Annotated in this window: 26 protein-coding genes; 18 read left to right on the top strand and 8 right to left on the bottom strand. The window is 62.1% G+C overall.

The window, feature by feature from the left end; all coding sequences use genetic code 11:
* Window positions 1-137: 137 nt before the first annotated feature.
* The 4 genes from ACK3SC_RS10575 (at window position 138) to ACK3SC_RS10560 (ending at window position 2,202) form a co-directional block, all read left to right on the top strand.
* Window positions 138-1,211: an aldo/keto reductase gene (locus ACK3SC_RS10575; protein ID WP_416840140.1), complete on the top strand. Its 1,074-nt coding sequence runs from the start codon at window positions 138-140 to the stop codon at window positions 1,209-1,211.
* Window positions 1,212-1,213: 2 nt separating this feature from the next.
* Window positions 1,214-1,381 carry a hypothetical protein gene (locus ACK3SC_RS10570; RefSeq protein ID WP_416841247.1) on the top strand — a complete coding sequence of 56 codons (168 nt, stop codon included), beginning with the start codon at window positions 1,214-1,216 and terminating at the stop codon, window positions 1,379-1,381.
* 105 nt (window positions 1,382-1,486) lie between these two features.
* On the top strand, window positions 1,487-1,909 hold the full coding sequence (locus tag ACK3SC_RS10565) for an SHOCT domain-containing protein (protein ID WP_416840139.1): 423 nt from the start codon (window positions 1,487-1,489) through the stop codon (window positions 1,907-1,909).
* Window positions 1,910-1,953: 44 nt separating this feature from the next.
* Window positions 1,954-2,202 carry a hypothetical protein gene (locus ACK3SC_RS10560; RefSeq protein ID WP_416840138.1) on the top strand — a complete coding sequence of 83 codons (249 nt, stop codon included), beginning with the start codon at window positions 1,954-1,956 and terminating at the stop codon, window positions 2,200-2,202.
* A 42-nt stretch (window positions 2,203-2,244) separates the two neighbouring features.
* Here the strand turns inward: ACK3SC_RS10560 and ACK3SC_RS10555 are convergent, their stop codons facing one another.
* The 3 genes from ACK3SC_RS10555 to ACK3SC_RS10545 all read right to left on the bottom strand — a co-directional run bounded on the left by ACK3SC_RS10555 (window position 2,245) and on the right by ACK3SC_RS10545 (window position 6,131).
* Entirely contained in the window at window positions 2,245-3,744 is a 1,500-nt protein-coding gene (locus ACK3SC_RS10555) for a heme-binding protein (protein ID WP_416840137.1), read from the bottom strand.
* Window positions 3,745-3,850: 106 nt separating this feature from the next.
* A complete protein-coding gene (locus tag ACK3SC_RS10550; protein WP_416840136.1) occupies window positions 3,851-5,644 on the bottom strand; it encodes a site-2 protease family protein in 1,794 nt (597 codons plus the stop codon).
* 67 nt (window positions 5,645-5,711) lie between these two features.
* Entirely contained in the window at window positions 5,712-6,131 is a 420-nt protein-coding gene (locus ACK3SC_RS10545; RefSeq protein WP_416840135.1) for a hypothetical protein, read from the bottom strand.
* A gap of 128 nt (window positions 6,132-6,259) precedes the next feature.
* On the opposite strand from ACK3SC_RS10545, the gene ACK3SC_RS10540 reads away from it, so the two are divergent.
* Window positions 6,260-6,817, top strand: a complete 558-nt coding sequence (locus tag ACK3SC_RS10540) for a hypothetical protein (protein WP_416840134.1) — start codon at window positions 6,260-6,262, stop codon at window positions 6,815-6,817.
* A gap of 36 nt (window positions 6,818-6,853) precedes the next feature.
* On the opposite strand, the gene lysS is transcribed toward ACK3SC_RS10540, so the two are convergent.
* Together lysS and pyrH are read right to left on the bottom strand one after the other, a co-directional pair.
* A complete protein-coding gene (gene lysS, locus ACK3SC_RS10535) occupies window positions 6,854-8,539 on the bottom strand; it encodes a lysine--tRNA ligase (protein ID WP_416840133.1) in 1,686 nt (561 codons plus the stop codon).
* A gap of 1 nt (window position 8,540) precedes the next feature.
* Window positions 8,541-9,254, bottom strand: a complete 714-nt coding sequence (gene pyrH / locus ACK3SC_RS10530; RefSeq protein WP_416840132.1) for a UMP kinase — start codon at window positions 9,252-9,254, stop codon at window positions 8,541-8,543.
* Window positions 9,255-9,347: 93 nt separating this feature from the next.
* Between pyrH and ACK3SC_RS10525 the strand changes: the two genes are divergently transcribed.
* The 4 genes from ACK3SC_RS10525 to ACK3SC_RS10510 all read left to right on the top strand — a co-directional run bounded on the left by ACK3SC_RS10525 (window position 9,348) and on the right by ACK3SC_RS10510 (window position 12,509).
* The gene (locus ACK3SC_RS10525) at window positions 9,348-9,665 is read left to right on the top strand and encodes a hypothetical protein (RefSeq protein WP_416840131.1); all 318 of its coding nucleotides are present in this window, start codon (window positions 9,348-9,350) and stop codon (window positions 9,663-9,665) included.
* A 25-nt stretch (window positions 9,666-9,690) separates the two neighbouring features.
* Entirely contained in the window at window positions 9,691-10,476 is a 786-nt protein-coding gene (locus tag ACK3SC_RS10520; RefSeq protein ID WP_416840130.1) for a molybdopterin synthase, read from the top strand.
* 306 nt (window positions 10,477-10,782) lie between these two features.
* Entirely contained in the window at window positions 10,783-11,031 is a 249-nt protein-coding gene (locus tag ACK3SC_RS10515; RefSeq protein WP_416840129.1) for a hypothetical protein, read from the top strand.
* 338 nt (window positions 11,032-11,369) lie between these two features.
* Complete coding sequence (locus tag ACK3SC_RS10510) at window positions 11,370-12,509, top strand: site-2 protease family protein (RefSeq protein ID WP_416840128.1); 1,140 nt, start codon at window positions 11,370-11,372, stop codon at window positions 12,507-12,509.
* 35 nt (window positions 12,510-12,544) lie between these two features.
* Here the strand turns inward: ACK3SC_RS10510 and thiL are convergent, their stop codons facing one another.
* Entirely contained in the window at window positions 12,545-13,426 is an 882-nt protein-coding gene (gene thiL, locus ACK3SC_RS10505) for a thiamine-phosphate kinase (protein WP_416840127.1), read from the bottom strand.
* Between the two features lie 130 nt (window positions 13,427-13,556).
* Between thiL and ACK3SC_RS10500 the strand changes: the two genes are divergently transcribed.
* From ACK3SC_RS10500 to truA, 8 genes are all read left to right on the top strand, one after another.
* Window positions 13,557-14,585 (top strand): lysylphosphatidylglycerol synthase transmembrane domain-containing protein, encoded by a 1,029-nt coding sequence (locus ACK3SC_RS10500; RefSeq protein WP_416840126.1) that lies wholly within the window; start codon window positions 13,557-13,559, stop codon window positions 14,583-14,585.
* A 116-nt stretch (window positions 14,586-14,701) separates the two neighbouring features.
* Window positions 14,702-15,157 carry a 30S ribosomal protein S19e gene (locus tag ACK3SC_RS10495; protein ID WP_416840125.1) on the top strand — a complete coding sequence of 152 codons (456 nt, stop codon included), beginning with the start codon at window positions 14,702-14,704 and terminating at the stop codon, window positions 15,155-15,157.
* Between the two features lie 107 nt (window positions 15,158-15,264).
* Window positions 15,265-15,627: a DNA-binding protein gene (locus ACK3SC_RS10490; RefSeq protein ID WP_416840124.1), complete on the top strand. Its 363-nt coding sequence runs from the start codon at window positions 15,265-15,267 to the stop codon at window positions 15,625-15,627.
* A gap of 3 nt (window positions 15,628-15,630) precedes the next feature.
* Complete coding sequence (locus ACK3SC_RS10485) at window positions 15,631-16,221, top strand: alpha hydrolase (RefSeq protein WP_416840123.1); 591 nt, start codon at window positions 15,631-15,633, stop codon at window positions 16,219-16,221.
* Window positions 16,222-16,366: 145 nt separating this feature from the next.
* Entirely contained in the window at window positions 16,367-17,272 is a 906-nt protein-coding gene (locus ACK3SC_RS10480) for an EamA family transporter (RefSeq protein ID WP_416840122.1), read from the top strand.
* A gap of 104 nt (window positions 17,273-17,376) precedes the next feature.
* Window positions 17,377-18,672, top strand: a complete 1,296-nt coding sequence (gene hisS, locus ACK3SC_RS10475; RefSeq protein ID WP_416840121.1) for a histidine--tRNA ligase — start codon at window positions 17,377-17,379, stop codon at window positions 18,670-18,672.
* Between the two features lie 114 nt (window positions 18,673-18,786).
* Window positions 18,787-19,233 (top strand): universal stress protein, encoded by a 447-nt coding sequence (locus ACK3SC_RS10470; protein ID WP_416840120.1) that lies wholly within the window; start codon window positions 18,787-18,789, stop codon window positions 19,231-19,233.
* Window positions 19,234-19,303: 70 nt separating this feature from the next.
* A complete protein-coding gene (truA, locus tag ACK3SC_RS10465; protein ID WP_416840119.1) occupies window positions 19,304-20,116 on the top strand; it encodes a tRNA pseudouridine(38-40) synthase TruA in 813 nt (270 codons plus the stop codon).
* Between the two features lie 23 nt (window positions 20,117-20,139).
* Here truA and ACK3SC_RS10460 read toward each other — a convergent pair whose 3' ends face one another.
* Window positions 20,140-21,477 carry a M28 family peptidase gene (locus ACK3SC_RS10460; RefSeq protein WP_416840118.1) on the bottom strand — a complete coding sequence of 446 codons (1,338 nt, stop codon included), beginning with the start codon at window positions 21,475-21,477 and terminating at the stop codon, window positions 20,140-20,142.
* Between the two features lie 347 nt (window positions 21,478-21,824).
* Between ACK3SC_RS10460 and pepF the strand changes: the two genes are divergently transcribed.
* Window positions 21,825-23,627 carry an oligoendopeptidase F gene (gene pepF / locus ACK3SC_RS10455; RefSeq protein WP_416840117.1) on the top strand — a complete coding sequence of 601 codons (1,803 nt, stop codon included), beginning with the start codon at window positions 21,825-21,827 and terminating at the stop codon, window positions 23,625-23,627.
* 14 nt (window positions 23,628-23,641) lie between these two features.
* On the opposite strand, the gene ACK3SC_RS10450 is transcribed toward pepF, so the two are convergent.
* Complete coding sequence (locus ACK3SC_RS10450; RefSeq protein ID WP_416840116.1) at window positions 23,642-24,253, bottom strand: universal stress protein; 612 nt, start codon at window positions 24,251-24,253, stop codon at window positions 23,642-23,644.
* Window positions 24,254-24,357: the final 104 nt, after the last annotated feature.

The following is a 24,357-nucleotide window of genomic DNA, read 5'->3' as shown; positions in this document are numbered from 1 at the left end:
AGTTGGTATTCGCCGGTCATGAATCTGCGGTTTCGTTCGAACCCGGGCAAAACCACACAAAATCAAACGGTGGCGGGCGCACTCGCTTGCGGGAACGAAACACACCCAATAAGTCATCGGGATTCTAATGGCCGCCCATGCACTACCGCGAACTCGGGACCTCCGGTATCGAAGTCAGCGAGGTTGGCTTCGGTGCGTGGGTCGTCGGGACCGACTGGTGGGGCGACCGCTCCGACGACGACTCCATCGAGATGATTCACCACGCCATCGACCAGGGAATCACGTTCTTCGACACTGGAGACGTGTACGGCATGGGTCACTCCGAGGAAGTCGTCGGCGAGGCGCTCGCAGACTACCGCGACGAAGTCACTGTCGCGACGAAAATCGGCTACGACTTCTACAACAACCCGCAGGCGGGCCACGGCGAACTCCCCAAGGTCATCACCGGGGAGTGGGTCCGCGAGGCGACCGAAAAGAGCCTCGAGCGACTCGGCATGGAGTCCATCGACCTGCTCCAACTTCACAACGCGAACGTCGAGGAAGTCACACCCGACGTCCTCGAAACGCTGGACGAACTGAAAGAAGAAGGTCTCATCGAGGCCACTGGCTGGGCACTCGGCCCCTCTATCGGCTGGCTCGCTGAAGGTGACATGGCCATCACCGAGGAGTTCGACGCACTCCAAATCGTCTGGAACATGTTCGAGCAGGAGGTCGGAAACCACTTCCTCGACACCATCGACGAAACCGGGTCGGAAACGAGCCTCATCGCTCGCGTCCCACACTCGTCGGGTCTCCTGAACGAGCAGGTTCGCCCCGAGACGGAACTCGGTGCGGGCGACCACCGTGGCTTCCGCCCCGACGAATGGTACGAGACTGGCTGGGAGAAACTCGAAACCCTGCGCTTCCTCGAACGCGACGGTGAACGGTCTATGGCGCAGGCCTCCATCGCGTGGCTCCTCGGTTTCGACGCCACGGCGGCAGTCACGCCCACCTTCCGCACCAAAGACGACATCACCGAGTGGGCCGCCGCATCCGACGTGCCGAAACTCTCCGACGAGGAGATGCAGCGCGTCGCCGACCTCTACGCCGACAACTTCGGCATCGACCGCTTCGACGGCATGGACTCGCTCCGTTCGTCCGTCGGCGGCGACGACATTCGCGACGCTGGCCTCGACAAGCGCGTCGCCGAAGGCGCACGCAACGAAGCCTAATCGTGCGACTCGGGACGTTCCTCGGTCTCACGGCAGTTGCACACGTCGTCCTCGCGTGGCTAGTCAGCCTCGACGCGAAGAAACGCGGTGACGACGCCGGGCGATGGATAGTTGCGACCCTCCTCACCGGCGTCTTCGGTGTCGCAGACTACGTTCGTCGCGGGCGATAACTACCGACAACCGACAGTCTGGCGTTGATTCACCCAGTTCCCAACCACCGCTGACACGCCACTCACATCCAGAACTGCTTTTTGCGTTCCTGACAACGGTTGTATATGAATTCGCTCGACACTCTTCGTGAGCGGGGGGTGAGTGGGTTCGTCCACGACCACCCGTGGCAGTTCGCAATCGTCATCGGTGTCGTCGGGGCCACACTCGCAGTTTCGAACAGTGTAAACCCGTTCCCCGCCTTCGTCGGGATGTTCCTCGTCGGTGCCGTTCTCGGCCTCGGGTACTCGTACGCGATGGATTACCTCTCCGGGAGAGTTTCGTGGGAAGGCACCGAGCAATCTGCTCCAGTGGAAGACGTCGATCCGGAGGCCGCACTCCACACGCTTCGCGAGCGCTATGCTGGCGGTGAGTTGACCGACGCTGAGTTCGAGACGAAAATCCAGCGACTGCTAGAGACCGAGACGGTCGAATCTGCGCGCGAATACGCCGCACAGCGCGACACCGACCTGGAACGCGAGGAAGCGTAGCCGGACCAAAAGAGACACAACGACCGGTGATGTGGAGGCAGGTAATGCGACCGTCATTCGTCGAACTTCTACCCGACCTGCTCGAACTGCTCGTCTTCGGTATTGGGAGTGCTGTCCTCTCCGTCGTCGGCGCGTACATCGAGCGGTTCGCACTGCTAACCGTCCAGCACGGAGACCTCGGATTCGGCGCGTGGTCACTCGTCATGGGGACAGCGGTGCTCTACTTTGCGTACCTCCTCGGGACGGACAAGTTCCGCCCGAAGTTGCGAGAGGTCCGCGCCGCTCTCGCATAGGACAGAAGAAAGAATCGTAGTTCGGTTTTCGCGGTACTATCTCTACGCCAAGAAGACGTGTCGCGGTCGGTCCGCCAGCACGTCACGGCCCCACTGTACCGTGTCGCGGAAGGCGTCAGACCGGAAGAAGCCCATGGCGTCTTCCTGCGAGCGCCACTGACTGGCGATGAACATGTCGTTCTCGTCTTCGAGGTTGACCATCAGGTCCGTATCGAAGTGACCCTCCATGTCGTCGAGGAGGCCACCGACGACGCCGAACTTCTCGACGAAGTCTTCGCGGGAGTCGGGCTTGACCGTGTAGAACATCCCCATCGTCCCGAACCCGGACTCTTCGCCGGCGCGTTCGACGATGCCGGGGAGTTCCGAGAGGAACCCAGCGGCCGTTTCGGCGGCCGATGCCGTCTCCCAGATGGAGACGACGGCGGTTCGGCCGCGCTCGTTGGCCTCGTAGACGGCCGTCTTGACGTGCGTCGGGTAGTGGTCGAAGTTCCCGCGCAGGCCGTCGACTTCGTCGAACAACTCGTCGGCGTCCGCTTCGGAGTACAGCACCGTCGCGTAGACGTCTTCGCCGTGCGGCTTGCCCGCGTAGATGTTCAGCTCTTCGAGTTGCCCGCGGATGTCCTCGTCCGTGCTCTCGTCGTCAGTGTCGCTGTCTTCGTGGTCGTGGTGGCCGCCTTCACCGTGGTGGCTTCCGTCGCCGTGGTGGTGACCACCTTCCTCGTGTGCGTGGGCGTGGTGGTGCGACTCGTCTCCGAACTCGCTGGTCGGGACGGCGTCACCCGCGAGGAACGCGCCGAGGTCCGACGGCGGGAAGCGTCGGCCGACGTAGAACCGGTCGAACTCGCCGTAGAGACTCGACACTTCGTCGAAGCGCATCTCGTAGACGATGTCCTTGATGTCCGTCGGATCGTCGCCGAAGAGGGTGACACCCCACTCCCAGTCGTCGAACCCGACCGACGAGGCGATGACTTGCTTGATTTTCCCGGCGTACTTGCGACCCGTGTCGCCGTGCGTAGACATGAGTTCACGGCGCTCGTCGAACGGCAGGTCGTACCAGTTGTGCGTCTCGCCGCGACGCTTCGACATCGGGTAGAAGGACATGTAGGTGTCCTCCGGAATGTCGGGCTTGAGTTTGCCCTCGATGTAGCGGAGAAGTCCAGTGTCGATGTCTTCTTTGTTGCCCTCGAAGTAGTCGTCGGAGACGTATCCCGAAACTTCGGTGACGGAGACGTATGAGGTCGGTTGCTCCGTGAACGCGGCGAACGCAGTCTGTTCGAATTTTCGCTCGGCGCGAGAGAGGGAGTCCAGCGTCGGCCGGAAGTGGACGACGACGAAGTCGGCCTTGTGGCCGAGGACGGAGAAGACGGCCGAGGTGCCTTCCTCGTCGTCTTCGACCGCTTCGTGTGCCTCGAGATAGGCGACGCCGTCGTCGATTGCTCGCTTCCGTTCGTGTTCGGGCGCGTCTCGCCACGCGTCCCAGTCGATGGTTCGGAAGTCGTGCAGCGCGAACCAGCCCTCGTCGGTCTGTGGGGCCTCTACCATACAGTGGCTTTAGGATTCATCCGGTATTGAAGTTGCGAGTCGTGCCAGTGGGAGAGAATGGCCGGGAACGGCCGATTCCGGCCGTCTCTACCTCAAATCCGCAGGACTATCCACCGAGGAGCGTCGGCCCGAATATCATGAGTATGAGCGATGCGAGCATCGTCAAGCCGATGGACGTCGTGATGGTTCGAACCACGGTGTGGCGGTCGTCGACCGGGAGACGTGAGACAATTGCTTCTGCCCCGGTTCGGAGGATACGTCCACCGTCGAGCGGATAGCCGGGGATGCAGTTGAACAGCCCGAGTTGGAGGTTAATCCACGCCGTCCAGAACAGCAGGTTGGCGAGGATGAAGACGCCGCCACCGAGGAATCCGAAGGGGCCACCGACCTGATAGAAGTTGATGACCTCGCCGGTGAATCCGGGGAAGTTGGGAATCCCGAGGACGACAGAGGCGAGTGGCAACAGCAGCGAGACGTAGACGAGTTGGAGGGGCGACCCGCCGAACGCGTTGGCGACGCCACCCGGACCGTCACCACCGTCACCGCCGAGGAGCGAGAGGTACGTTCCCGCCGGGTACGCTTGCGTCCCGAAGTCGGTCAACAGCAGGCCACTCGTTCCGGCGAAGATGTTGACGCCGAGGAAGCCGTTTCCGTCCTGTGGGTTCTCACCGAGCGTGACCGAAACGGTTCGGAACTCGCCGTCTTTGTACACTTCGACTGGCACGGTCTGTCCGGGGTCAGTCGCGTCGAGGGCGACCTGAAGGTCGGTCGACGACGTGATTCGAGTGCCGTCGAAACTGGTGATGATGAGCGGTGACGTCGCTCCCGTCGCGTTGTAGAGCGCCTGGTCTTCGGCGATGTTCGTGATGTACGCACCGACCGGAATCGTTCGCTCGCCGGCAGACGTTTCGAGCGTGGCAAAGCGGGAGTCGCCGACGGCGTCTTCGAATCCAGCACGGGTGTAGACGGGCGTCCCGTTGACTGCCGTCACGCGAATCGGGTCGCTTCCCGACTCGACAGTGAGATTCGCCGGATTGCCGGCCACAGAGCCTGCGACGATGAGTTCACGTGTGACCGACGTGGTTCGCTCACCGTCGACTTCGACCTCGATTGTTCGGTCGTCGGCAGCGACCAGCGCCGCATCGAGTTCCTGTGTCGTGTTGACTGGCGTGCCATCGATTGCAGTCACACGGTCGCCGCCGGCTATTCCCGCCACGTCGGCGGGTGACCCAGCGTAGGAACCGGCCACGGCGATGCCGGGCGCGACGGAGATAGAACCGATGACGGGGCCGAACAGCAACGCGAACGCGACGACGGTCACCGCGAAGTTGTTGGTGACGCCGGCGGCGAACATTCGTGATTTTCCGCCACGGTCGGCACGGCGTTGACTCTCTTCGGACGGTTCGACGAACGCACCGACGGGAAGAATCGTCAGGAGGACGATGCCCATCGACTCCACGTCGATTCCTTCGACACGGCTGAGGATGCCGTGGCCACCTTCGTGGACGACGAGGCCGACGAGGAGGCCGAAGAGAATCTCCGGTGCGACAGAAAGCGGGAGGAAGTCGTTGACGCCGGGGATGACGAGGAAGTTCTGTGGCTGGTTCACCTGCGACGGTGCAGGCGGGTTCTGGACGATGAGGACGGCCTGATACAACAGGAGGACGAACGTCCCCACCATAATCACGAGCGCGATGCCGAGGCCGATGTTACTCCACGCACGCCAGAACCGTTTGGGTTCGGCGAGCGTATCCAGTAACTCGCGCCCACGGCGCGTGTGAACCGTCGTGAGGGGACCCTGTACGCGGACGTACTCGGGGAGAATCCCACGAGCACGCAACAGCGTGGCGAGGAGGGAGTAAGCGATGAATCCAGCGAGGATCCACAGCAGCGTATTCATTGGTCGAACGGAAGCAGCGAGCGCCAAAAGGCGTTCGGGTTACGGTACGTCGGCGGGAACCGAACGCTTACGCGTCGTCTTCGTCGGCCTCGTCGTCCGGTGATTCGATTTCGACTTCGACTGCGGATTCCTCGTCGAGTTCGTCGGTTTCGCCGGTTTCGCCGGTTTCGTCTTCCGACGCCTCGACATCGCTCGCGTCGTCGGGGTCGTGTTCGACAGAGACTGTCGCCTTGTCGGCTGCCTCGCTCGCCTCGGAGTCGGCGTCGAACTCCGCTAATTCGATATCACTGAGTAGTTCGCTGTCTGCCGACGAGCGAAGTCGGTAGACGACGTAGGCGACGCCTGCGAGGAGGAGTGCGACCACGACGAGACGGACTAACGAGCGACCGCCTGACGACGCGTCGTCGCTGTCAGCTGCCTGTTCGGAGTCGGCGTCGAACTCTTCGTGCGGTTCTTCGAGGGCCTGGATGAAGTCGATGAGAGACATGTGAAATCACTGCGGCGGGGCCGCAAACGGGTCGCTCACGGGGAGCGAACCTGTTCGGGAATACGCGCGACGAGAACATAAGTCGTTTCCCAGAAGGTCTTTACCCCAAGACGGTTCCATCCGAACCTATGTTCGAGAGTTCTACGTACGAGGTTCGCCAGAAGATTTCGATTGGCTCGAAGTACGTCGTCTACGAGGAAGACGACACTGCAGGCGACGAGACGCCGATTCTCTCCGCGAAGAAGAAGAAGTTCAAACTGAAAGAGGACTTTCGTCTCGACGACTACGAGACGGGCGAAGAACGGTTTCGCGTGAAGGCAGACAGCGTGCTCGACGTGTCCGCAGCGTACGACATCGTCGACAGTCAGACCGGTGACCGCGTCGGCGCAGTCAAACGCGGTGCGTTCTCGTTCGCGAAACACACCTACCAACTGCTCGGCCCGAACGGGTCCGTGGTCGGCCGTATCGTCGAAGACAACGTGCCGATGGCCGTCGCTCGGCGATTCATCACGACGCTTATTCCGTTTTCCTACCGGGTCGAGAACGCCGCTGGCGACCCAGTCGGGGCCATCGACGAGGCGTTTTCGCTGCGTGACACCTACTCCATCGACGTGGACCGCGACGAAATCGACCCGCGACTCCTCGTTGTTGGGGCCGTCGTCATCGACGCGATAGAAGAGAACTGACCGGAGTGGGTGGTCGCTTCGGACGTGACAGCGCCGTCAGGCCTCGCGGCGGAGGCGCGTGACGACGAAGTCCTGTTCGAGTTCGCCGAGGAACTCACCGAGGCGCGGTCCTTGCGTCTCGTCGAAGAAGAGGCGATAGCCGGCAGCGAAGAAGTCGCCCATCTCGATGTCGTTGCGGCGAGCAGTCTCGTAGATTTCGCCCTGAATCGCCTCGCCGTCGTGATTCTCTTCGACGAAGTCGGCCAGTTCGTCGAGCGCCGCCTCGACTGCGGGGTCGAAGTCGAACTCGGGGAGGTCGACCTGCAGCCGGTAGTTGTACTGGTTGTCCATCTTCTCCGCCCAGTTGCGGGCGCGTTCGACGCGAGCGAGCGCCTCTTCGACCACGTCTTCGGGCGTGTCGTCGTCGAAGAAGCCCTCGTTTTTAGCCATCTGCTCGCGGAGTTCCACGTCGTCGGTCATCCCGAGGACGGCGGCGAACGTGTACGGCAGACGGACGCGGTCGTCGCGGACTTCGTCGACGACGAACGGGTAGGCGCGCGTGGCGAACCGCGTGAGGTTCTCGTCGTCTACCTCGCCGAAGTACGCGCGTTCGAATCGGTCGAAGTCGTCGACCAGTTGGTCGAGACGGGTGAGGTCGAGGTCACGGGCCTTCCGAGGATTGAGCGCGAAGAAGTACCGAAGCACCTCGGGTTCGAGCAGGTCGAGCATCTCCGAGACGGTGACGATGTTCCCCGCAGACGACGAGAGCGCCTCGCCGTTGAGCGTGAACCACTCGTAGACCATCGGAATCGGCGGTTCGAATTCGAGGACGTTCTCTGCGATGTCCTTGCCGGAGGGCCACGACCCTTCGGCGTGGTCCTTGCCGAACGGCTCGAAGTCGACGCCGAGGACCTGCCACTGGCCGGGCCACTCGAAGCGCCACGGTAGTTTACCCTCGCGGAACGTCGCCGTTCCCTCGTGGCCACAGCCGTCGATGGTGTTGTCGCCGACGGTCATGTCGGTACAGACGTACTCGACGGTTCCTGCCTCGATATCGACCGACGTGACCGTCTCCGTGATCTTCCCGCAGTTCGCACAGACCGGGTTGAACGGGACGTAGTCGTCGTCGACTTTCGACTGGTACTTCGAGAGCACCTCGCGCGCAACGTCGATATTTTCGAGGACGTGTTCGACGACTGGGTCGAAGTCGCCGCCGGCGTACATCTCCGTGTTCGAAATCATCTCGACGGGGATGTCGAGACGGTCGGCGTCGGCCTTCAGCAAGGCGGCGAAGTGCGCGGCGTACGATTCTTCTTTCCCGAAGGGGTCTGGAATCGCGGTGTACGGCTTGCCTAGGTTGCGGCCGAGTGCACCGGCATCGACCTCACCGAGGCCGACGATGGTGCCGTCTTCGTCGGCGAGTTTGCGGGGGAGTTTGCGGAGCGGGTCCTTGTCGTCACTCGTGAAGACCTGGCGGACGTCGTGGCCGCGTTCGCGGAGCACTTCGGCGACGAAGTAACCACGGATAATCTCGTTGAAGTTGCCGAGGTGGGCGACGCCAGACGGTGAGACGCCGCCTTTGATGACGATGGGTTCGTCGGGGTCTCGGGCTTCTATCTCGTCTGCAACGTCGTCGGCCCAGAAGTCGCGGTGGCCGTCGTTCGGGTCGGCCGCGTCGTCGAATGCGTCGGTCGCGACGGGCTCGTCTGGCGCGTCGTCGGAAGAGGCTTGGTCCGTCGTCATCTCACTGGGCCCAGTAGGTCGGTTCGTCGCCGCCTTCCGGGATGATGTCGGTTCCAGAGTGCTCGCCTCGGAGGACCGCGGGTTCGATGCGCGAGGGGTCGGTTCCGTCGAGGACGATGGTGCGCATCTTCGCGCGTTCGATGAGTTTGGCGGCCAAGAGGTCGACCGGTGCGGACGACCCGGCGTTCATCTCGATGTCGCCGATGACGTCGACGAGTTCGCCGGCGGTCATCTCCTCGAACTTCGTCGCATCGGGGTTGCTCTTCGGGTCGGCGCTAAACACGCCGTCGACGCTGGTTGCGTAGATGAGCAAGTCGGCGTCGACGTACTCTGCGAAGGCGGCCGCGACAGCGTCCGTCGTCTGACCGGGCATGACTCCGCCCATGACCGAGATATCGCCGCGACGGATGGCGTCGCCGGCGTCCTCGTAGTCGTGGGCGACTTTCGGGTCGACCTGCGAACCGAGTGCCGCAATCAACAGACGAGCGTTGATTCGGGTCACGTCGATACCGATCTGGTCGAGTTGCACTTCGTTCGCGCCGAGTTCACGGGCGGCACTGATGTAATCGCGGGCGACGCCGCCGCCGCCGACGACTGCACCGATTTCACACCCCTCTCGCGCGAGCGCCTCGACGACCGACGCATGCGCTTGTACACGGTCTGGGTCGAGGTCCGGCGCGAGTACACTTCCGCCGATGGAGATGACGACTCTCATTGCACACGGGTATCCGTGAGCGCATCTTAAGGGTTATCAAGTGCGAGACACCCGTGTCGGGGGGTTTAAACCAGTCTCGCGGCGACTACAGGTATGCGACTGGTCACCGTCGAGACGATTACCTTCATCGTCGTCGGGTGGGGCCTGGCCCTCGGCGCGCTCTTCGTCCGCTACTATCGAGGCGAATTCGACAGTCGGACCGGCCTCTACTGGGTCGTCGTGGCGTGTTTCTCTATCGGGTGGGCGCTGTGGCAGTACGATACGCTCCCCGCCACGGCAGACACCGTCGTTGGCGCGCTCGCACCGTGGATTGCGACGACGCTGGGGCTTCTCGGTGCAGGCATCTCGCTGTATCTCTATCGAACACGGTCGGCCGGAGGCGACGACCCGTCCAAGTCGGAGCAATCTTAAAACGACGCGGGACGAGAGACTCTGTATGCAGGTACTTGGCGTGGTTGGTCCGGGCGCAACCGTCCTCTGTGAGCGACTCGCCCCGAAATTAGATGGCCGAGTCGCGACTGTCGAATCGGTTCCGAGCAACGCGCCCCAGTCGGAGACGACCGAGGGGGTCAACGGGTCGTACGGTCTCACACCCGATGGCGACTGGATGGGCGGCGGAGATAATCGCACGCTCGACACGCTTCTCGACGAACTCAGTTCCCAGTACGACTACGCCCTCCTCACAGGATTCCCCGACGCGCGCGTTCCCACCGTCTCACTCGACGGTGCAACCGCCGCGAACGTCGTCACTGAAGCAGAAGCTGCCGACGACGTCGACGTCGACGAACTCGCGGGCGACGTCGAGGGGTTCGAACCGCACATCACACTCGAGTCGCTGGTCGAACAGGTAAAAAACGACCCGAAAGCAGACTACGCAGGTGCGATTGCGACGTTCACTGGGCGGGTTCGCGCGAAAGAGTCCGAAGACGACGCACGAACCGTCACACTCGAATTCGAGAAGTACGACGGCGTCGCAGAGGCGAAGATGGCGACCATCTCCGAAGAACTCGAAGCACGAGACGGCGTCTACCGTGTCCTCATGCACCACCGCGTCGGACCCATCGAAGACGGCGAAGACATCGTGTTCGTCGTCGTCCTCGCCGGACACCGGACCGAAGCGTTCGAAACCGTCGAAGACGGCATCAACCGACTGAAAGACGAAGTGCCGATATTCAAGAAGGAGACGACCGTCGAAGAAGAGTTCTGGGTCCACGACCGCTGAGTCCGGCACGTGACTCGTTCGAAGCCGTTCAGCCATCCAACCGCCGTCTCCGGCTCAACTTGCGGCACAGATTACCGCAAAATAACGTTTTTACAATCCAATTCGGGAGTAATATGAGGGTTATTTATTCTGGGTTTAATTATATGAACATAACCCTGAGATTCGTTTCTAAAATGTCTAGTGGATTCTAAAAGAGTTGTAAAATGAACTCTTTTCGTAGATTCAAGGTGAAAGCGGTCGAACTAATCTCAACGTTCCTTCCTTTATAACACCTTATGGGTGATAGAGTAGAGCGAGGTGTACCAGATGAGTGTTACAGCATCCCCCTCCACCGATGGCAGCTCGAAGGAAGACCGTCTCAAGCAGTATCTGCTCGACCGTGCCAAAGATGGCGAGATGTACTTCAAGAGCAAATTCATCGCTGACGACGTCGGTCTCTCTCCCAAGGAGATTGGCGCGCTGATGGTCAAGCTTCGCGACTCCGCGACCGAACTGACCATCGAAAAGTGGTCGTACACGAGTGCGACCACGTGGCGTGTAGAGTCTGCTGTCTGAACGAGACCCCGTCCGAACGCCCTGAATACCCCGAGAGGACCCATCTCGGTTCACAGAACACAACCACCACCCACCCGACAACCCCCACCACCTGCAACTACAACTCAGCCCCCAAACCAAACCCCACCCAGCCCCAAACCCGCCTACTACCCACCCGTCCAGCCCTAACAACCAACCTACCACCCTCTCACGACGAAACCACACGCAGTGGGAGACCAGCCCTCCACTGACCGCCCCCATACTCTCCGGTGGCTCTTCACCCGTTTTTCCGACACCTGAACGGTGAGCAGTGAGTTTCGTCACGGGATTTATACACGTCGCACACCTAGCGGAGGGCAATGGAACAGGCCGAATCGGCGGACGGACCGCCGGTCGAGGTACTTCGTACCGTCTTCGATGTACACGAGACACGGACCGACGGGAAGCGACTCGTCTACTACGGTGAGTCGCTCGTCCCCGAACAGATGCTCGTTCGTGAGATCTGGCCTGCATTCAGGCAGGCAGGATACGAAGTGCAAGCGCAGACGACGGGATTCGGTGGGACCGACATCGTCGTCGCCGAACCCGTCTCGGCCGGTATCGACGGGGTTCCGTGGAAAAACCTCGCACTCTTCGTCGCGACCATCGTCTCGACGCTGTTCGTCGGAGCAGTTGGGTGGTACTACGTCCCGCTCGCGGAGTTGACCGCAAACCCGCTTGTCGCACTTCAGGCGTGGCCCTTTACCGCCGCAGTGCTCGGTGTCCTCTCGGTTCACGAACTCGGCCACTATCTGATGGGGAAGTACCACGGCGTCAACGTCTCACTCCCGTATCTCATCCCGTTTATCTTCCCGTTCGGAACCTTAGGTGCCATCATCCGAATGCGCGGACAGATGCCCGACCGAAAGGCGCTGTTCGATATCGGCGTCGCAGGACCACTCGCTGGGCTCGCAGCGACGATCGTCGTCACCGGTATCGGCCTCTCACTCGAACCGTTGACTGTGCCCGCGTGGGCGTTCGCGAGTTCGAGTGACGTCATCGTCTTCAACAACCCGCCACTCCTCGACGCCATCGCCGCGGCTCTCGGCCGACCGACCGAGTACCCAGACCCCAGAACCGTCGTCCATCCCGTCGTCATCGGCGGGTGGGTCGGGATGTTCTTTACCGTCCTCAACCTGCTCCCGGTCGGTCAACTCGACGGTGGCCACATGGTTCGGGCGATGCTCGGAGAACGTCAAGAGTCACTGGCAGCGACTGTCCCGCTGTTCCTGTTCGGAATCGCAGGCTACCTGTTCTACGTCCGTGGCCTCAGCATCAACGAGTCCGTCGGCCTCTGGTTCTTCTGGGGCCTCCTCTCGACGTTCATCGCCTACAACGGCCCTGCAGACCCAGTCGACGAGACACCGTTAGGGCCGGGGCGAATCGCGATTGGCCTGTTTACCTTCGCGCTCGGGGCAGCGTGCTTCCTCCTCGTGCCGATTCAGGTCATCCCGGCGTAGGCAGTCAGGTTCGTCTAAAAGTAGCGTTTCGCCAGTCAGTCGCCGCCGTGGGTGTATCCTCGGTCGGGTACTGCGTCGCCGTCGGCGACGATTTCCGACCCCTCGGTCGCCCGTCCGACGATGGTGAGCGGGACGTCGACTTCGTCGCGAACCGCGTCGAGTTCGGCTTCGGGAATCGTGAACACGAGTTCGAAGTCTTCCCCGAAGTACGCAGCGAGGTCACGGAAGTCGGCGTCGTCGGTCGCAACCGCATCGACTGCGTCGTGGACCGGAAGCGCATCCCAGTCGAGTTCGAACCCACAGTCACTCGCCTCTGCGAGTTGGTGGACCGAGCGCGCCAGTCCGTCGCTCGAATCCATCATCCCCGTCGCCACGTCCCCAAGTTCGACACCGGCGGCGACGCGCGGTGTAAACTGAAACAGGTCGTTCGCACGTTCTGCCTCGCCCATCTCGAACAGGCGAACTGCTGCTGCCGAGCGACCGAGTTCGCCCGTCACACAGAGTACGTCTCCCGGATTGACACCGGAGCGAAGCACTGGGTCGTCGGTACGACCGATGGCCGTACTCACCGCCGTGAACTCGTCGTGTGTATCGAGGTCACCGCCGACGTACTCAGCGTCTACGGCCTCGCACACGTCACGTGCACCCTGGACGAACGCAGAGAGTTCCGTCTCGTCGAGTTCGGGTGCCGCGTAGACGGCGACTGCACAGACTGCTGTCGCTCCCATCGCGGCCACGTCCGACAGCGATGCGCCGACCGCTCGCCACCCGGCAGTGTAGCGAGTCGTCCCAGCGGGGAAGTCCGTCGTCTCGTGAAGCATGTCCGTCGTGACGACGAGACCGTCTACGAGTGCGGCATCGTCACCTGCACCGGGGAGGTCCGCCGCGAGCAATCGGAGGGCGGTGCGCTCGTCCATACACCACGTGTGTCATCCCCGGGGGAAATGTCCATCTATCCGTGACACGGACGGAGCGCGGGCCGGACGTGCATCGAACCGTCTGTTGAATTCGGTGGCTTAATGCCGTTCGTGGCCCCACTTCTGGCAGATGGCCCGCGAGAATATTCGAGCGACGATACTCGGGTTCGCCGCAGCATTCGTCGTCTTTGCCGTCCTCTTTTACTTCGCGGGTGTCGACGAACTCATCAACCGCTTGACGATGGTGGGCCCTGCGTTCTTGGCAGGGCTGTTCGTCATCACGATACTCTGGCTGGTCACGTGGGGGTCGTCGCTGAAGACCGTCCTCGGTGTTCTGGGCGTCGACATCAGCGTTCTGCGGTCGTTTCTCGTCTTCACGGGAGCGATGTTCTCCAACAATATCACGCCGTTCGGGCAGGCCGGTGGCGAACCCGTCACAGCACTCCTCATCTCGCGGAGTGCCGACACCGAATACGAGACGGGACTCGCCGCCATCGCCAGTGTCGACACACTCAACTTCGTCCCGTCTATCACGATTGCACTCATCGGCGCGGGGTACTACGCGACCGAGGTCACGCTCGGACGCAACCTCGAAATCGCGCTCGTCGCAGTCGTTGGCCTCGCGATCGGCGTCCCAACAGCAGTCTACATCGCATGGGAGCGACGGTACGAACTCGAACGGAAACTCATCGACGCGCTGACCCCGATTATTCAGACGGGCGCACGCTACATCCCTCGCGTGAGCGTTCCATCGACAGACGGTGTCGAACGCAGAATCAACGGCTTCTTTCGGGCGATCGAACGCGTCGGCAGGAACCCACGCGGACTGGCAATCGCACTCGGACTGTCGGGCCTCGGATGGCTGTTCCAGATGGTCGGCCTCTGGGTCGCGTTCCACGCGATCGGCGCACCGATTGCCTTCTCTATCGCACTGTTCGTCGTCCCAATCGGTGCAATCGCCGGAGTGACCCCGCTTCCGGGCGGTGCGGGTGGCATCGAGTGGACGCTCGCCATCCTCGTTTCGGCGGCCAGTGGTGCCGTCTCGTTCGACGTGGCGACTGCCGGTGTCGTTCTCTTTCGCGGGTTCATCTACTGGGTTCCGACGATTCTCGGTGGCATCGTGTTGGGCCTCGAGAGCGCCCGTGGGTGGCGAGCCTGACGACCTGCATCTGAGAGTGTGAATCCGACACACGCCGGTCGGCGCACAGGAGCCTCCAACTGCCCGTATCGGGCGAATACGATGCCTTTAAACGCCGCGATTAAGAACCCTTAGCCATGGTAACCATCTATGACGTCCCGGCGGACGCCCTCATCGACGAGGTCGCCGGACGACTCGAGGACCGTATCGAGCAACCTGACTGGATGGCCTTCGCAAAGACCGGCCAGACCCGTGAACTGCCCCCACAACAAGACAACTTCTGGTTCATCCGTGGCGCCAGTCTGCTCCGCAAAGTCGCCATGAACGGCCCAGTCGGTGTCGACCGCCTCTCCACCGAGTACGGTGGCCTCAAGCGTGGGTCGAACCGATACAGTGTCGCGGGTGCACACAGCGACACCGGCAGCAAGAAGGTCATCCGCAAGCTTCTCCAGCAGCTCGAAGAGGAAGGACTCATCGAGACCGCAAAAGGCGAGGGTCGCCGCATCACCGCCGAAGGCAGCAGCTTCCTCGACAACGCCGCTTCCGACGTTCTCGCAGAACTCGACCGTCCGGAACTCGAGCGCTACGCGTAGACGACGCCGACATACCCCGAACGTTCTTCTTCGGCCGTAGACCCCAGAGAGAGCGGTCAGTAGACGGGTCCGTAATGGTTTTCAGACGGCAGACCGTGCGCTAGTGTATGAGTGGTAGCCCAGACGACGAGCGACTGGAGGAGCTTCGACGCAAGAAGATGCAAGAGCTCCAGGAACAGCAAGCAGGACAGCAGGGCTCCGCAGAGCAGCAACAGGCCGAGGAAGCCGCCCAACAGCGCGCCGAACAGCAGAAACAGGCACTCCTCAAACAGTATCTGACCGACGAAGCACGCCAGCGTCTCAACGCGGTCCAGATGTCCAAGCCGGACTTCGCAGAACAGGTCGAACGCCAGATCGTCGCCCTCGCACAGAGCGGCCGTATCCAGGACCGCATCGACGACGCCAAGATGAAGGCACTTCTGAAAGAGCTCCAGCCGGAGTCTAAGAGCTTCAACATCCGTCGCCGGTAACACGTGGAACTCGCGCTCCTCTACAGCGGTGGGAAGGACTCCTCGCTCGCCGCACTGCTTCTCGATACGTTTTACGACGTGACCCTCGTGACGGCGCACTTCGGCGTCACCGACGACTGGCAGTACGCCAGAGACGCGGCACTGGAACTCGGCTACGAGTTCGAGACGCTCGAACTCGACCGGGAGGTTGCCGAAGAGGCAGCCACGCGAATGGTCGAAGACGGGTATCCACGCAACGGCATCCAGACCGTCCACGAACACGCGCTCGAAGCAGTGTGTGGACTGGACTTCGACGCCGTTGCAGACGGGACGCGTCGCGACGACCGGGTTCCGTCGATTTCGCGCGCACAGGCACAGAGCCTCGAAGACCGCCACGGCGTCGATTACCTCTCACCGCTTTCGGGCTTTGGGCGTGGGGCAGTCGACCGACTGGTCGAATCACATCTCGAGGTCGAGACGGGGCCGTCCGACGAGATTCCCAAGGCGGACTACGAAGGTGAACTCAGACAGCTCATCGCCGACGAACACGGTGCCGAGGCCGTCGAGGAAGTCTTCCCAGACCACATCCAGAGCTACGTTCACGGCCGACGGTGAGTGACGCGACAGCGAGCAGCCCACCAGTCTGCGTCGTGTCGAAGTATCCGACAGACCGGCATCGAACCGCTCAGTAGACCCGGATAACATCGGTCAATAGACCCGTATCACGTCGCTTTTCATCTCCCAGAGTGCGAGACGTAGTATGGACCCCGGTATTCTCTTCGCCGTCCTCGCTGCCCTCGGGTGGGGTGTCTACATCTTCGGCCTCAAACGCTACTTCGAAGGCTACGCCGCGGCGCAACTCGCAGTCGTCGTCAACATCTTCGCCGTCGCGTGGTACGCACCCGTCACGGGAACGAGCCTCGACCCGGCGTCGATTCCAACGGTCGCCGAACTCGGCATCGTCGGCGTCGCTGTCGTCTTCATCACCATCGTCTTCATCGGCCTCGGGTTCGTCCTCTTCATCGAAGCCCTCGACGGCGGTGACGTGTCGTACGTCGCGCCGATAAACAAACTCGTCCCCGTCTTCGTCCTCCCCATCGAGATTATTCTCCTCTCACAGCATCTGACCGCACTCCAACTCGTCGGTGTCGCCGTCGCGACGATGGCGGTGTACGTCGCCAACTACGAAGGAGGCGGCCTCTTCGACCCACTTCGGCGGGCAGCGAACTCCCGGCCGGCGCAGTTCGCACTCGCCAGCGCCATCTGTTACGCCGTCAGCGACGTTGGAAAGCGCGTTGCCCTGCAAGAACTGTCCATCCCGACGACGCTGTGGGTGCCGATTCTCTTCGTCGGTGGGACGGTTGTCTTGCTTCCGCTTGCCGTCCGTGACTGGCAACCAGTTCGGGCCAGCCTGCCGAAATTCGCCGCCATGGGGCTCCTGGTCGCTGGAAGTGAACACGTCACCTCGGTCGCCTTCTCGCTCGTGCCGGCCAGTATCGGGTCACCCATCATCAACACACAGGCAGTCGTCGCCGTCATCCTCGGTGGCGTCGTCCTTCGTGAAGCCCAGTTCGGAACACGGCTCGTCGCCGCCTTCCTCGCCGTCGCCGGTGTCACGCTCATCGCAATCGGCAACGTGTCGACACTCGTCTCGGTGGTCGGGTAGTCGCCCACAGGGTTCGTCTCGATGGCCGATAGTCAGTAGCGACTGGGAGTTCGCCGCGCTCGCGAACAACAGGTTTCAAGCGGAGCCTTCGCCAACGACTGGGCATGTACGACCGACTCAAGGGATTTCGTGACTTCTACCCCGAGGAGATGTCGGCTCGACGCGAAGTAATCGACACCGTCGAGACGACTGCCGCTCGCTACGGGTTCCGCGAAATCGGGACGCCGTATCTCGAACGGACCCAGATGTACGTCGACAAATCCGGCGAGGAAATCGTCGAAGAACTGTACGCCTTCGAAGACAAAGGCGGCCGTGAGATTTCGCTCGCCCCCGAACTGACGCCGACCGTCGCCCGGATGGTCGTCGCCAAACAGCAGGCGCTGTCGAAGCCCATCAAGTGGGTCTCGACGCGCCCCTTCTGGCGCTACGAACAGGTCCAACAGGGTCGCTTCCGCGAGTTCTACCAGACGAACGCCGACATCTTTGGCTCCTCGGAACCGGAGGCCGACGCCGAGATTCTGGCCTTCGCAGCAGACGCCATGACCGACCTCGGTCTCACCGCCGACGACTTCGAGTTCCGCGTCTCTCACCGCGACATCCTCGGCGGCCTCCTCCGGTCGTTCGACGCCGATGTCGACGTTCGAGACGCCGTCCGTGCCGTGGACAAGTCCGAGAAAGTCGAGCGCGAAGAGTATCTGGGCCTCCTCTCGGATGCGGGGCTCTCGTACGACCAGGCCGACGAGTTCGCCTCCCTCATCGAGCGTGGTGACCTCGACGAAATCGCAGAATTCGGCGGCGAGAACGTCGAATCGGCGGTCGAAAATCTCCAGAACGTCCTCGCGGCGGCCGAGGACTTCGGCGCTGGCGAGTTCTGCCACGTCTCGCTGACGACTGCTCGTGGCCTCGACTACTACACGGGCGTCGTCTTCGAGTGCTTCGACTCGACGGGCGAAGTCTCACGTGCAGCCTTCGGTGGCGGTCGCTACGACGACCTTATCGAGTCGTTCGGCGGCCAACCCACGCCTGCAGTCGGCGTCGGCATCGGTGCTGCACCGCTCGAACTGCTCTGCCAGCGTGCCGGTGTCTGGCCCGAAGAAGAACTCACGACGGACTACTACATCCTCACCGTGGGCGACACCAGAACCGTCGCCTCGCGCATCGCTCGTGACCTCCGCGCTGCTGGGAACGTCGTCGAAGTCGACGTCTCCGGCCGGAGTTTCGGCGCACAGATGTCCTACGCCGACTCCATCAACGCCGGCACCGTCGTCATCGTCGGCGAACGCGACTTAGAGAACGGCGAAGTGACCATCAAAGACATGCAGTCTGGCGACCAGACGACCGTCCCCGTCGACGACTTCCCCGGTGACGTAGACGAACCGACCTACACCGACTTCGAGTAAGGTCGGAAATTCGGTCCGTCGCGTTCACGCTCGTCTACATCTACAGACATCGATTCTCGCGAAGTGAGGTTTGCGAACGTCCTTTTCTCCCTGCCCATCCTATCGAAAATCGAGATGTACAATACGATTCTCGTCCCCGTCGACGGGAGTGCCCCGAGCGAGTCGGCCCTCGACCAGGCCATCGAACTCGCTGCAACGCTTGGGTCGACGATTCACGTGGTCTACGTCGTCGACGAGCGAGTCCTCCACGCCACACAACTCGACGCCGGTGGCCTCGTGCGCGCCTACGAACAAGAAGGCGAAAAAATCGTCTCGGAGGCCGCCGAGTCGGTCGCACGGGCAGACGTCGACGTCGTGACGGCCGTCGAACACGGGTCGCCACACCGCGCGATTCTGCGATACGCCGACGAACACGACGTCGGCCTCATCGTCATGGGGACCCACGGCCGTCGCGGACTCGAACGCTATCTCATCGGGAGCGTCACCGAACGTGTCCTCCGGATGACCGACGTGCCGATACTCACTATCCGCGGCGAGGACGAACCCTTCGAAGACGAATAGCCGAACAGACACGCCGTCGTCAGCCATCGAGTGGGGGCGATTAAGTACGGCCACGGAGAACCTCATTTTCATGCGCTCGTTCCGTATCGCCTACGACGGCCGTCCGTACTACGGCTTTCAGCGACAACCGGACGTTCCGACCGTCGAAGATACGATTCTCGACGCCTGCCGCGACCTCGGCCTCTGTGAGACGGATGCGGCCCCACCGGGCTATGCTGCTGCCGGCCGGACCGACGCCGGCGTCTCCGCACTCGCACAGACCGTCGCGTTCGAGTGTCCCGACTGGTGTACCCCACGGGCGTTGAACTCCGAACTCCCCGGAACCGTCAGGGCGTGGGCCGCTGCCGACGTTCCCGACGACTTTCACGCGAGACACCGGCCGAATCGTCGGGAGTACGTCTACGACCTCTACGCACCGGCCGAAACGTTCGACGACGAACGCGCAGCCATCGTGTTCGACGCGCTCCGCGGCGAACACGACTTTCACAACCTCACGCCCGACGAACACGGAACCACCCGAACGGTCGACGGCGACCTGACCAGAGATGGTGAGTTTCTGCTCGTCCGCGTCGAAGCAGGCGGGTTCGCCCGCGAACTCGTCCGCCGTCTCGTCTCACTGGTTCAGGCCGTCGGGTCGGGGGCGGCACCGATGTCGAAAGTCGACGACGTTCTCGGCCCCACGCATCTGAAGGGACCGGACGGCGTTCCCCCTGCACGACCGACACCGCTCGTCCTCACTGCCGTCGAATATCCGGGAATCGAGTTCGGTATCGACCCTGACGCCGCAGCGAGTGCTGTCGACGCGTTCCGAGAGCGGGCGCTCGCAGATAGAATCGGGTGGCGCGTCGGGTCGCGTATCTGTCGCGGAATCGACGCCAAATAACCAGAAATCGGAGTCGGAGCGGGCTACTCCCAGTCAGTGGGCCAGATGCCTGCTGCCTTCATTCCCGTCTCGAACTCCGCTTCCTGGAAGGCAGCGACGAGTTCGTCGCCGTCGAGTCTCGGAATCGTGTCGGTTGCCGTTTCTACTGCGAGTGTACGGACCAAAAGTGCGGTCATCATCGCGTGTTCGCGAATATTTCTGTCGTCTACTTTGTCGCGCGTGTCTGCGTGCGTGTGCCCCCAGCCACGGCCGCGTTCGCCGCTGTCGCTGTGGAGTTGCACTGACGGGACCCCTGCTCTGACGAACGGCCACTGGTCGCTGAACGGGTGGGGTTCCGACTCGACGCGAATCGGGTGTCCCAGCTCGTCGGAAACTGTTTCGACCACGTCCGCCATCGCGTCCGAGGCGTGCGTCATCGCGACCATGTTGCGGAACCGACCCGCACCATCGACGTTTACCACGGCGGCGACCCGGTCGACGTCCAGCGTCTCGACGAGATGTTCCGCACCGGTCAAACCGAGTTCTTCGGCACCGACACCGACGACGCGAACGCCGCAATCAAGGTCCATCGACGCGAGGATTCGCGCTGCGGTGACGACAGTCGCGATGCCGCATCCGTTGTCCAGTGCACCCTCGGCGATGTCGTGGGCGTCGTAGTGCGCACAGAAGACGAGTTCTCGGTCGGTGTCGGGGCCAACGCGGCCGACGACGTTCCGGCTCTCACCGGGTTCTGTGCTGGCGTCGATAGTGAGTCGTGCCGCTCCACCCCGCTTGGCGTAGTCGGTCAACCACGCGCCCGTCTCTTTGCTCACGCCGACCGCGGGTGCAACTGCCTCCTCGTCGTATCTGAGCGTGCCAGTCGGCGGCAGTTGCCCGGGGACGTGGTTGACGAAGACGAATCCCTTCGCACCGGAGTCGATGGCGTAGTTGAACTTCTCTACCCGGTGGATGAACCGCCCGCCCTCGGGCGTGGTCGTACTGGCGACGACGATCGCTCCCTCGACATCGTAGTCGTCGATTTCGGCCGGCGTTCCGTACCCGACATCGACGAGTGGACCAGAGACAGCCGCCGCCGGAGCGTACGGGAGAGCAATCGCCTCGAACGTTCGCTCGTCGGGCGCGGTGAGTTCGAGCGTCGTCTCCCCGCGTGACCACGACGCCATCTCGAAGGGGTCGTACTCCACGTCGCGGACACCGGCGTCCCTGAACGCGTCGGCGACGATGGCGGCCGCACGAGCGTCGCCGTCACTTCCTGCCATTCTGTCACCCACTGCGGTCAGTCGGGTGAGAAACTCCCACGGTCTGTCGTCTGTCCACGTTCGAGCGAACGCGTCACGGGCCGCCGGAGAAAGGTCGTCCATGGCTCACTCACACCGTGGGAGTCAAAGTGGTTTGTGCCCCATGTCAGACACGCGGATATATAATTTGTGCATAACTTCTAACTAATCCGACGTGGTACGGCGAGGTACCATGCCACAATGTCAGAACTGCGGTTCTTTCGTTACGGAAGGGTACGTACGGGTGTTTGCACCAGAAGGCATGGAGGAGCCGCGAGTCTGTCCTCACTGTGAGGATATGGTTCGTGACGGTGCGCAGGTACGACAAGCGAGAGCGACACGACACTAATCTCGACGCTACTTCGCCCGCTCTTCTCCTCGCCGGCAGTCGATTGACAAGGCTTACCACCCGCGCGAACGACGGGTGAATCATGAGTTCGGTTCCCGAGCGGAGCGACATCGACGAGGAGTACAAGTGGGACCTCGACAGTATCTACACCTCCGACGAGGAGTGGGAAAACGCCTACGAGGACGTTGTCGAGCGCATCCCCGAACTCGAAGCGTACGAAGGGCGTGCAACAGAAGACCCCGAGACGCTTCTCGAACTCCTCGAGACGATGGAATCGGTGCTTCGTGAGGTGTCGATGGTCGTCTCGTACGCCAGCCTTCGGAGCAGCGAAGACACGCGAAATCAGGAGTATCAAGCGCAGGCCGGTCGTGCAGAAGCGCTCGCGTCGAAGGCACGAAGTGCAGTCAGCTATCTCGACCCAGAGATACAGGAACTCGGCCGTGCGGGTGTCGAGGAGTTCGTCGAAGAAGAACCGGCGCTCGAAGCCTACGAACACCACTTCGACGACGTGCTTCGGACGAAAGAACACACCCGGTCGGCCGAAGTGGAAGCGGTGCTCGCGGACCTCTCTGACGTGACAGGGTCGCCGAGCGACATCTACTCGATGCTCGCGAACGCCGACATGGAGTTCCCGACCGTCGAGAAACCCGATGGAGAGTCCGTCGAGATTACGCAGGGGAACTTCACCAAGTTGCAAAAACACCCCGACAGAGCGTTCCGCCGGACGGTCCACGAGGAGTTTTACGACCGCTGGTACGACGTGCGCAACGCCGTCGGATCGTCGTTGAAAAACAGCGTCAAGGCCGACGTAAAGAAAGCCCGCATCCGCAACTACGACACCGCCCGACAGGCCGCACTCGACGGCCCGAACGTCCCGGTTGACGTGTACGACAACCTGATAGAGACCGTTCGCGACAATCTCGAACACCTCCACCGACACGCCGAACTGAAGCGGGAAGCCATCGGGGCCGACGAGTTGCAGATGTGGGACCTCTACGTCTCGCTGACCGGCGGCCACGGCCCGGAGATATCCTACGAACAGGCCAAGGAGTACATCGTCGAAGCAGTGGCACCGCTTGGAGAAGAGTATCAGTCGCGGATGGCTGAGGGCCTCGAAACCCACTGGGTGGACGTGTACGAAAACCGCGGCAAGCGCGCCGGCGCGTTCTCGTCCGGTACCTACGACACCCAGCCGTTCATCATGATGAACTATCAGGACGACGCCGCGAGCATGTTCACGCTCGCTCACGAGTTGGGCCACTCGATGCACTCCGAACTCGCCAACGACGCCCAGCCGTGGCACGACGCGGGCTACGACATCTTCACGGCCGAAGTCGCCTCGACGGTCAACGAGACGCTCTTGACCGAGTATCTGCTGGAGAACGTCGACGACGACGAACTCCGGATGCACGTCCTCGACGAGTACCTCGAACGCTTCCGGTCGACGCTGTTCCGCCAGACGATGTTCGCCGACTTCGAACTACAGATTCACGAAATCGTCGAGGCGGACGGCGCACTCACTCCGGACCGCTTCGACCAGCTCTACGGCGACCTGAAAGCGGAGTACTACGCCCCCGCCGAGACGGACGACCACATCGCTCGTGAGTGGATGCGGATTCCCCACTTCTACTACAACTACTACGTCTACCAGTACGCGACGGGCATCTCTGCTGCCGCGGCTATCGTCGAACGCATCCGCGAAGACGGTGAGTCTGCTGCCGCAGACTACCGCGACGCACTCGCACTCGGTGGAAGCGAGTACCCACTCGACGTGCTGAAGACGGCGGGCGTAGACATGACCGAACCCAAACCCATCGAGGACGCGATGTCGGTGTACGAGTCGTTCCTCGACGAGGCGGCCGAGTTGATGGACCTCGACGCGTAGAAAAACGAGCGCTCTCAGCCGAGGTGGACGAGTTTTGCCCGTCCCGACGCGCTGTTGATGTGGATGTTGTACTCGCCGCTGTCGTCGGAGGCGTGGACGACCCACGCGGTTCGCTGGTGCGACGGCGACTCGATGACTGCGTCTTCGTGTCCCGTTACTTGGAGTTTCTCGCGGGCGATGCGCTGGGCCTCGAGCGGTGAGGTCACCGCCTGTTCTCCAGCCCCGAGGCGAATCGACATCACGGGAATCGAGACCAGTCGGCCGACGCGCTCGGCGACGCTTCCGTTGAGGAGTCGGTCCACGCCGTCGCGTCCGTGAGTTCCCATGACGACGAGGTCCGCACCAGTCGTCTCGACGAAGTCAGCAATCGTCTGTGCAGGTTCGCCCTCGGCGACGGTCGTATCGACGGTCACGTCGTGTTCCGTGGCGCGTTCACGAACGTCTTCGAGGGCGCGCCGTCCGCGGTCTGCGACCGCCCTGGCTGTCGGTTCGTCGGCAGACTGCGCTCCAGCGACGTACAGTGCGTGTACCTCGGCACCGACCGCAGCGGCGAGATGGACGGCGTGGCCCACTGCGTTTTCGGCTTCTGGGCTGCCATCGACGGGAACGAGGATATGAGTGTACATTGGTGACCCTCCTGACGGAAGGTACGTCATCCGGGGAATAATAGCGCATATTCCGTTCCTATTTTTCGAGAATGACCGCCCCGGTATGTACATTCCTAGTACGT

The organism is Haloferax sp. DFSO52, from assembly GCF_048158745.1.
Taxonomy (GTDB): Archaea; Halobacteriota; Halobacteria; order Halobacteriales; family Haloferacaceae; genus Haloferax.
Note: the sequence above shows the minus strand (reverse complement) of the source record. Positions and strands in the feature narration are given on the sequence as shown.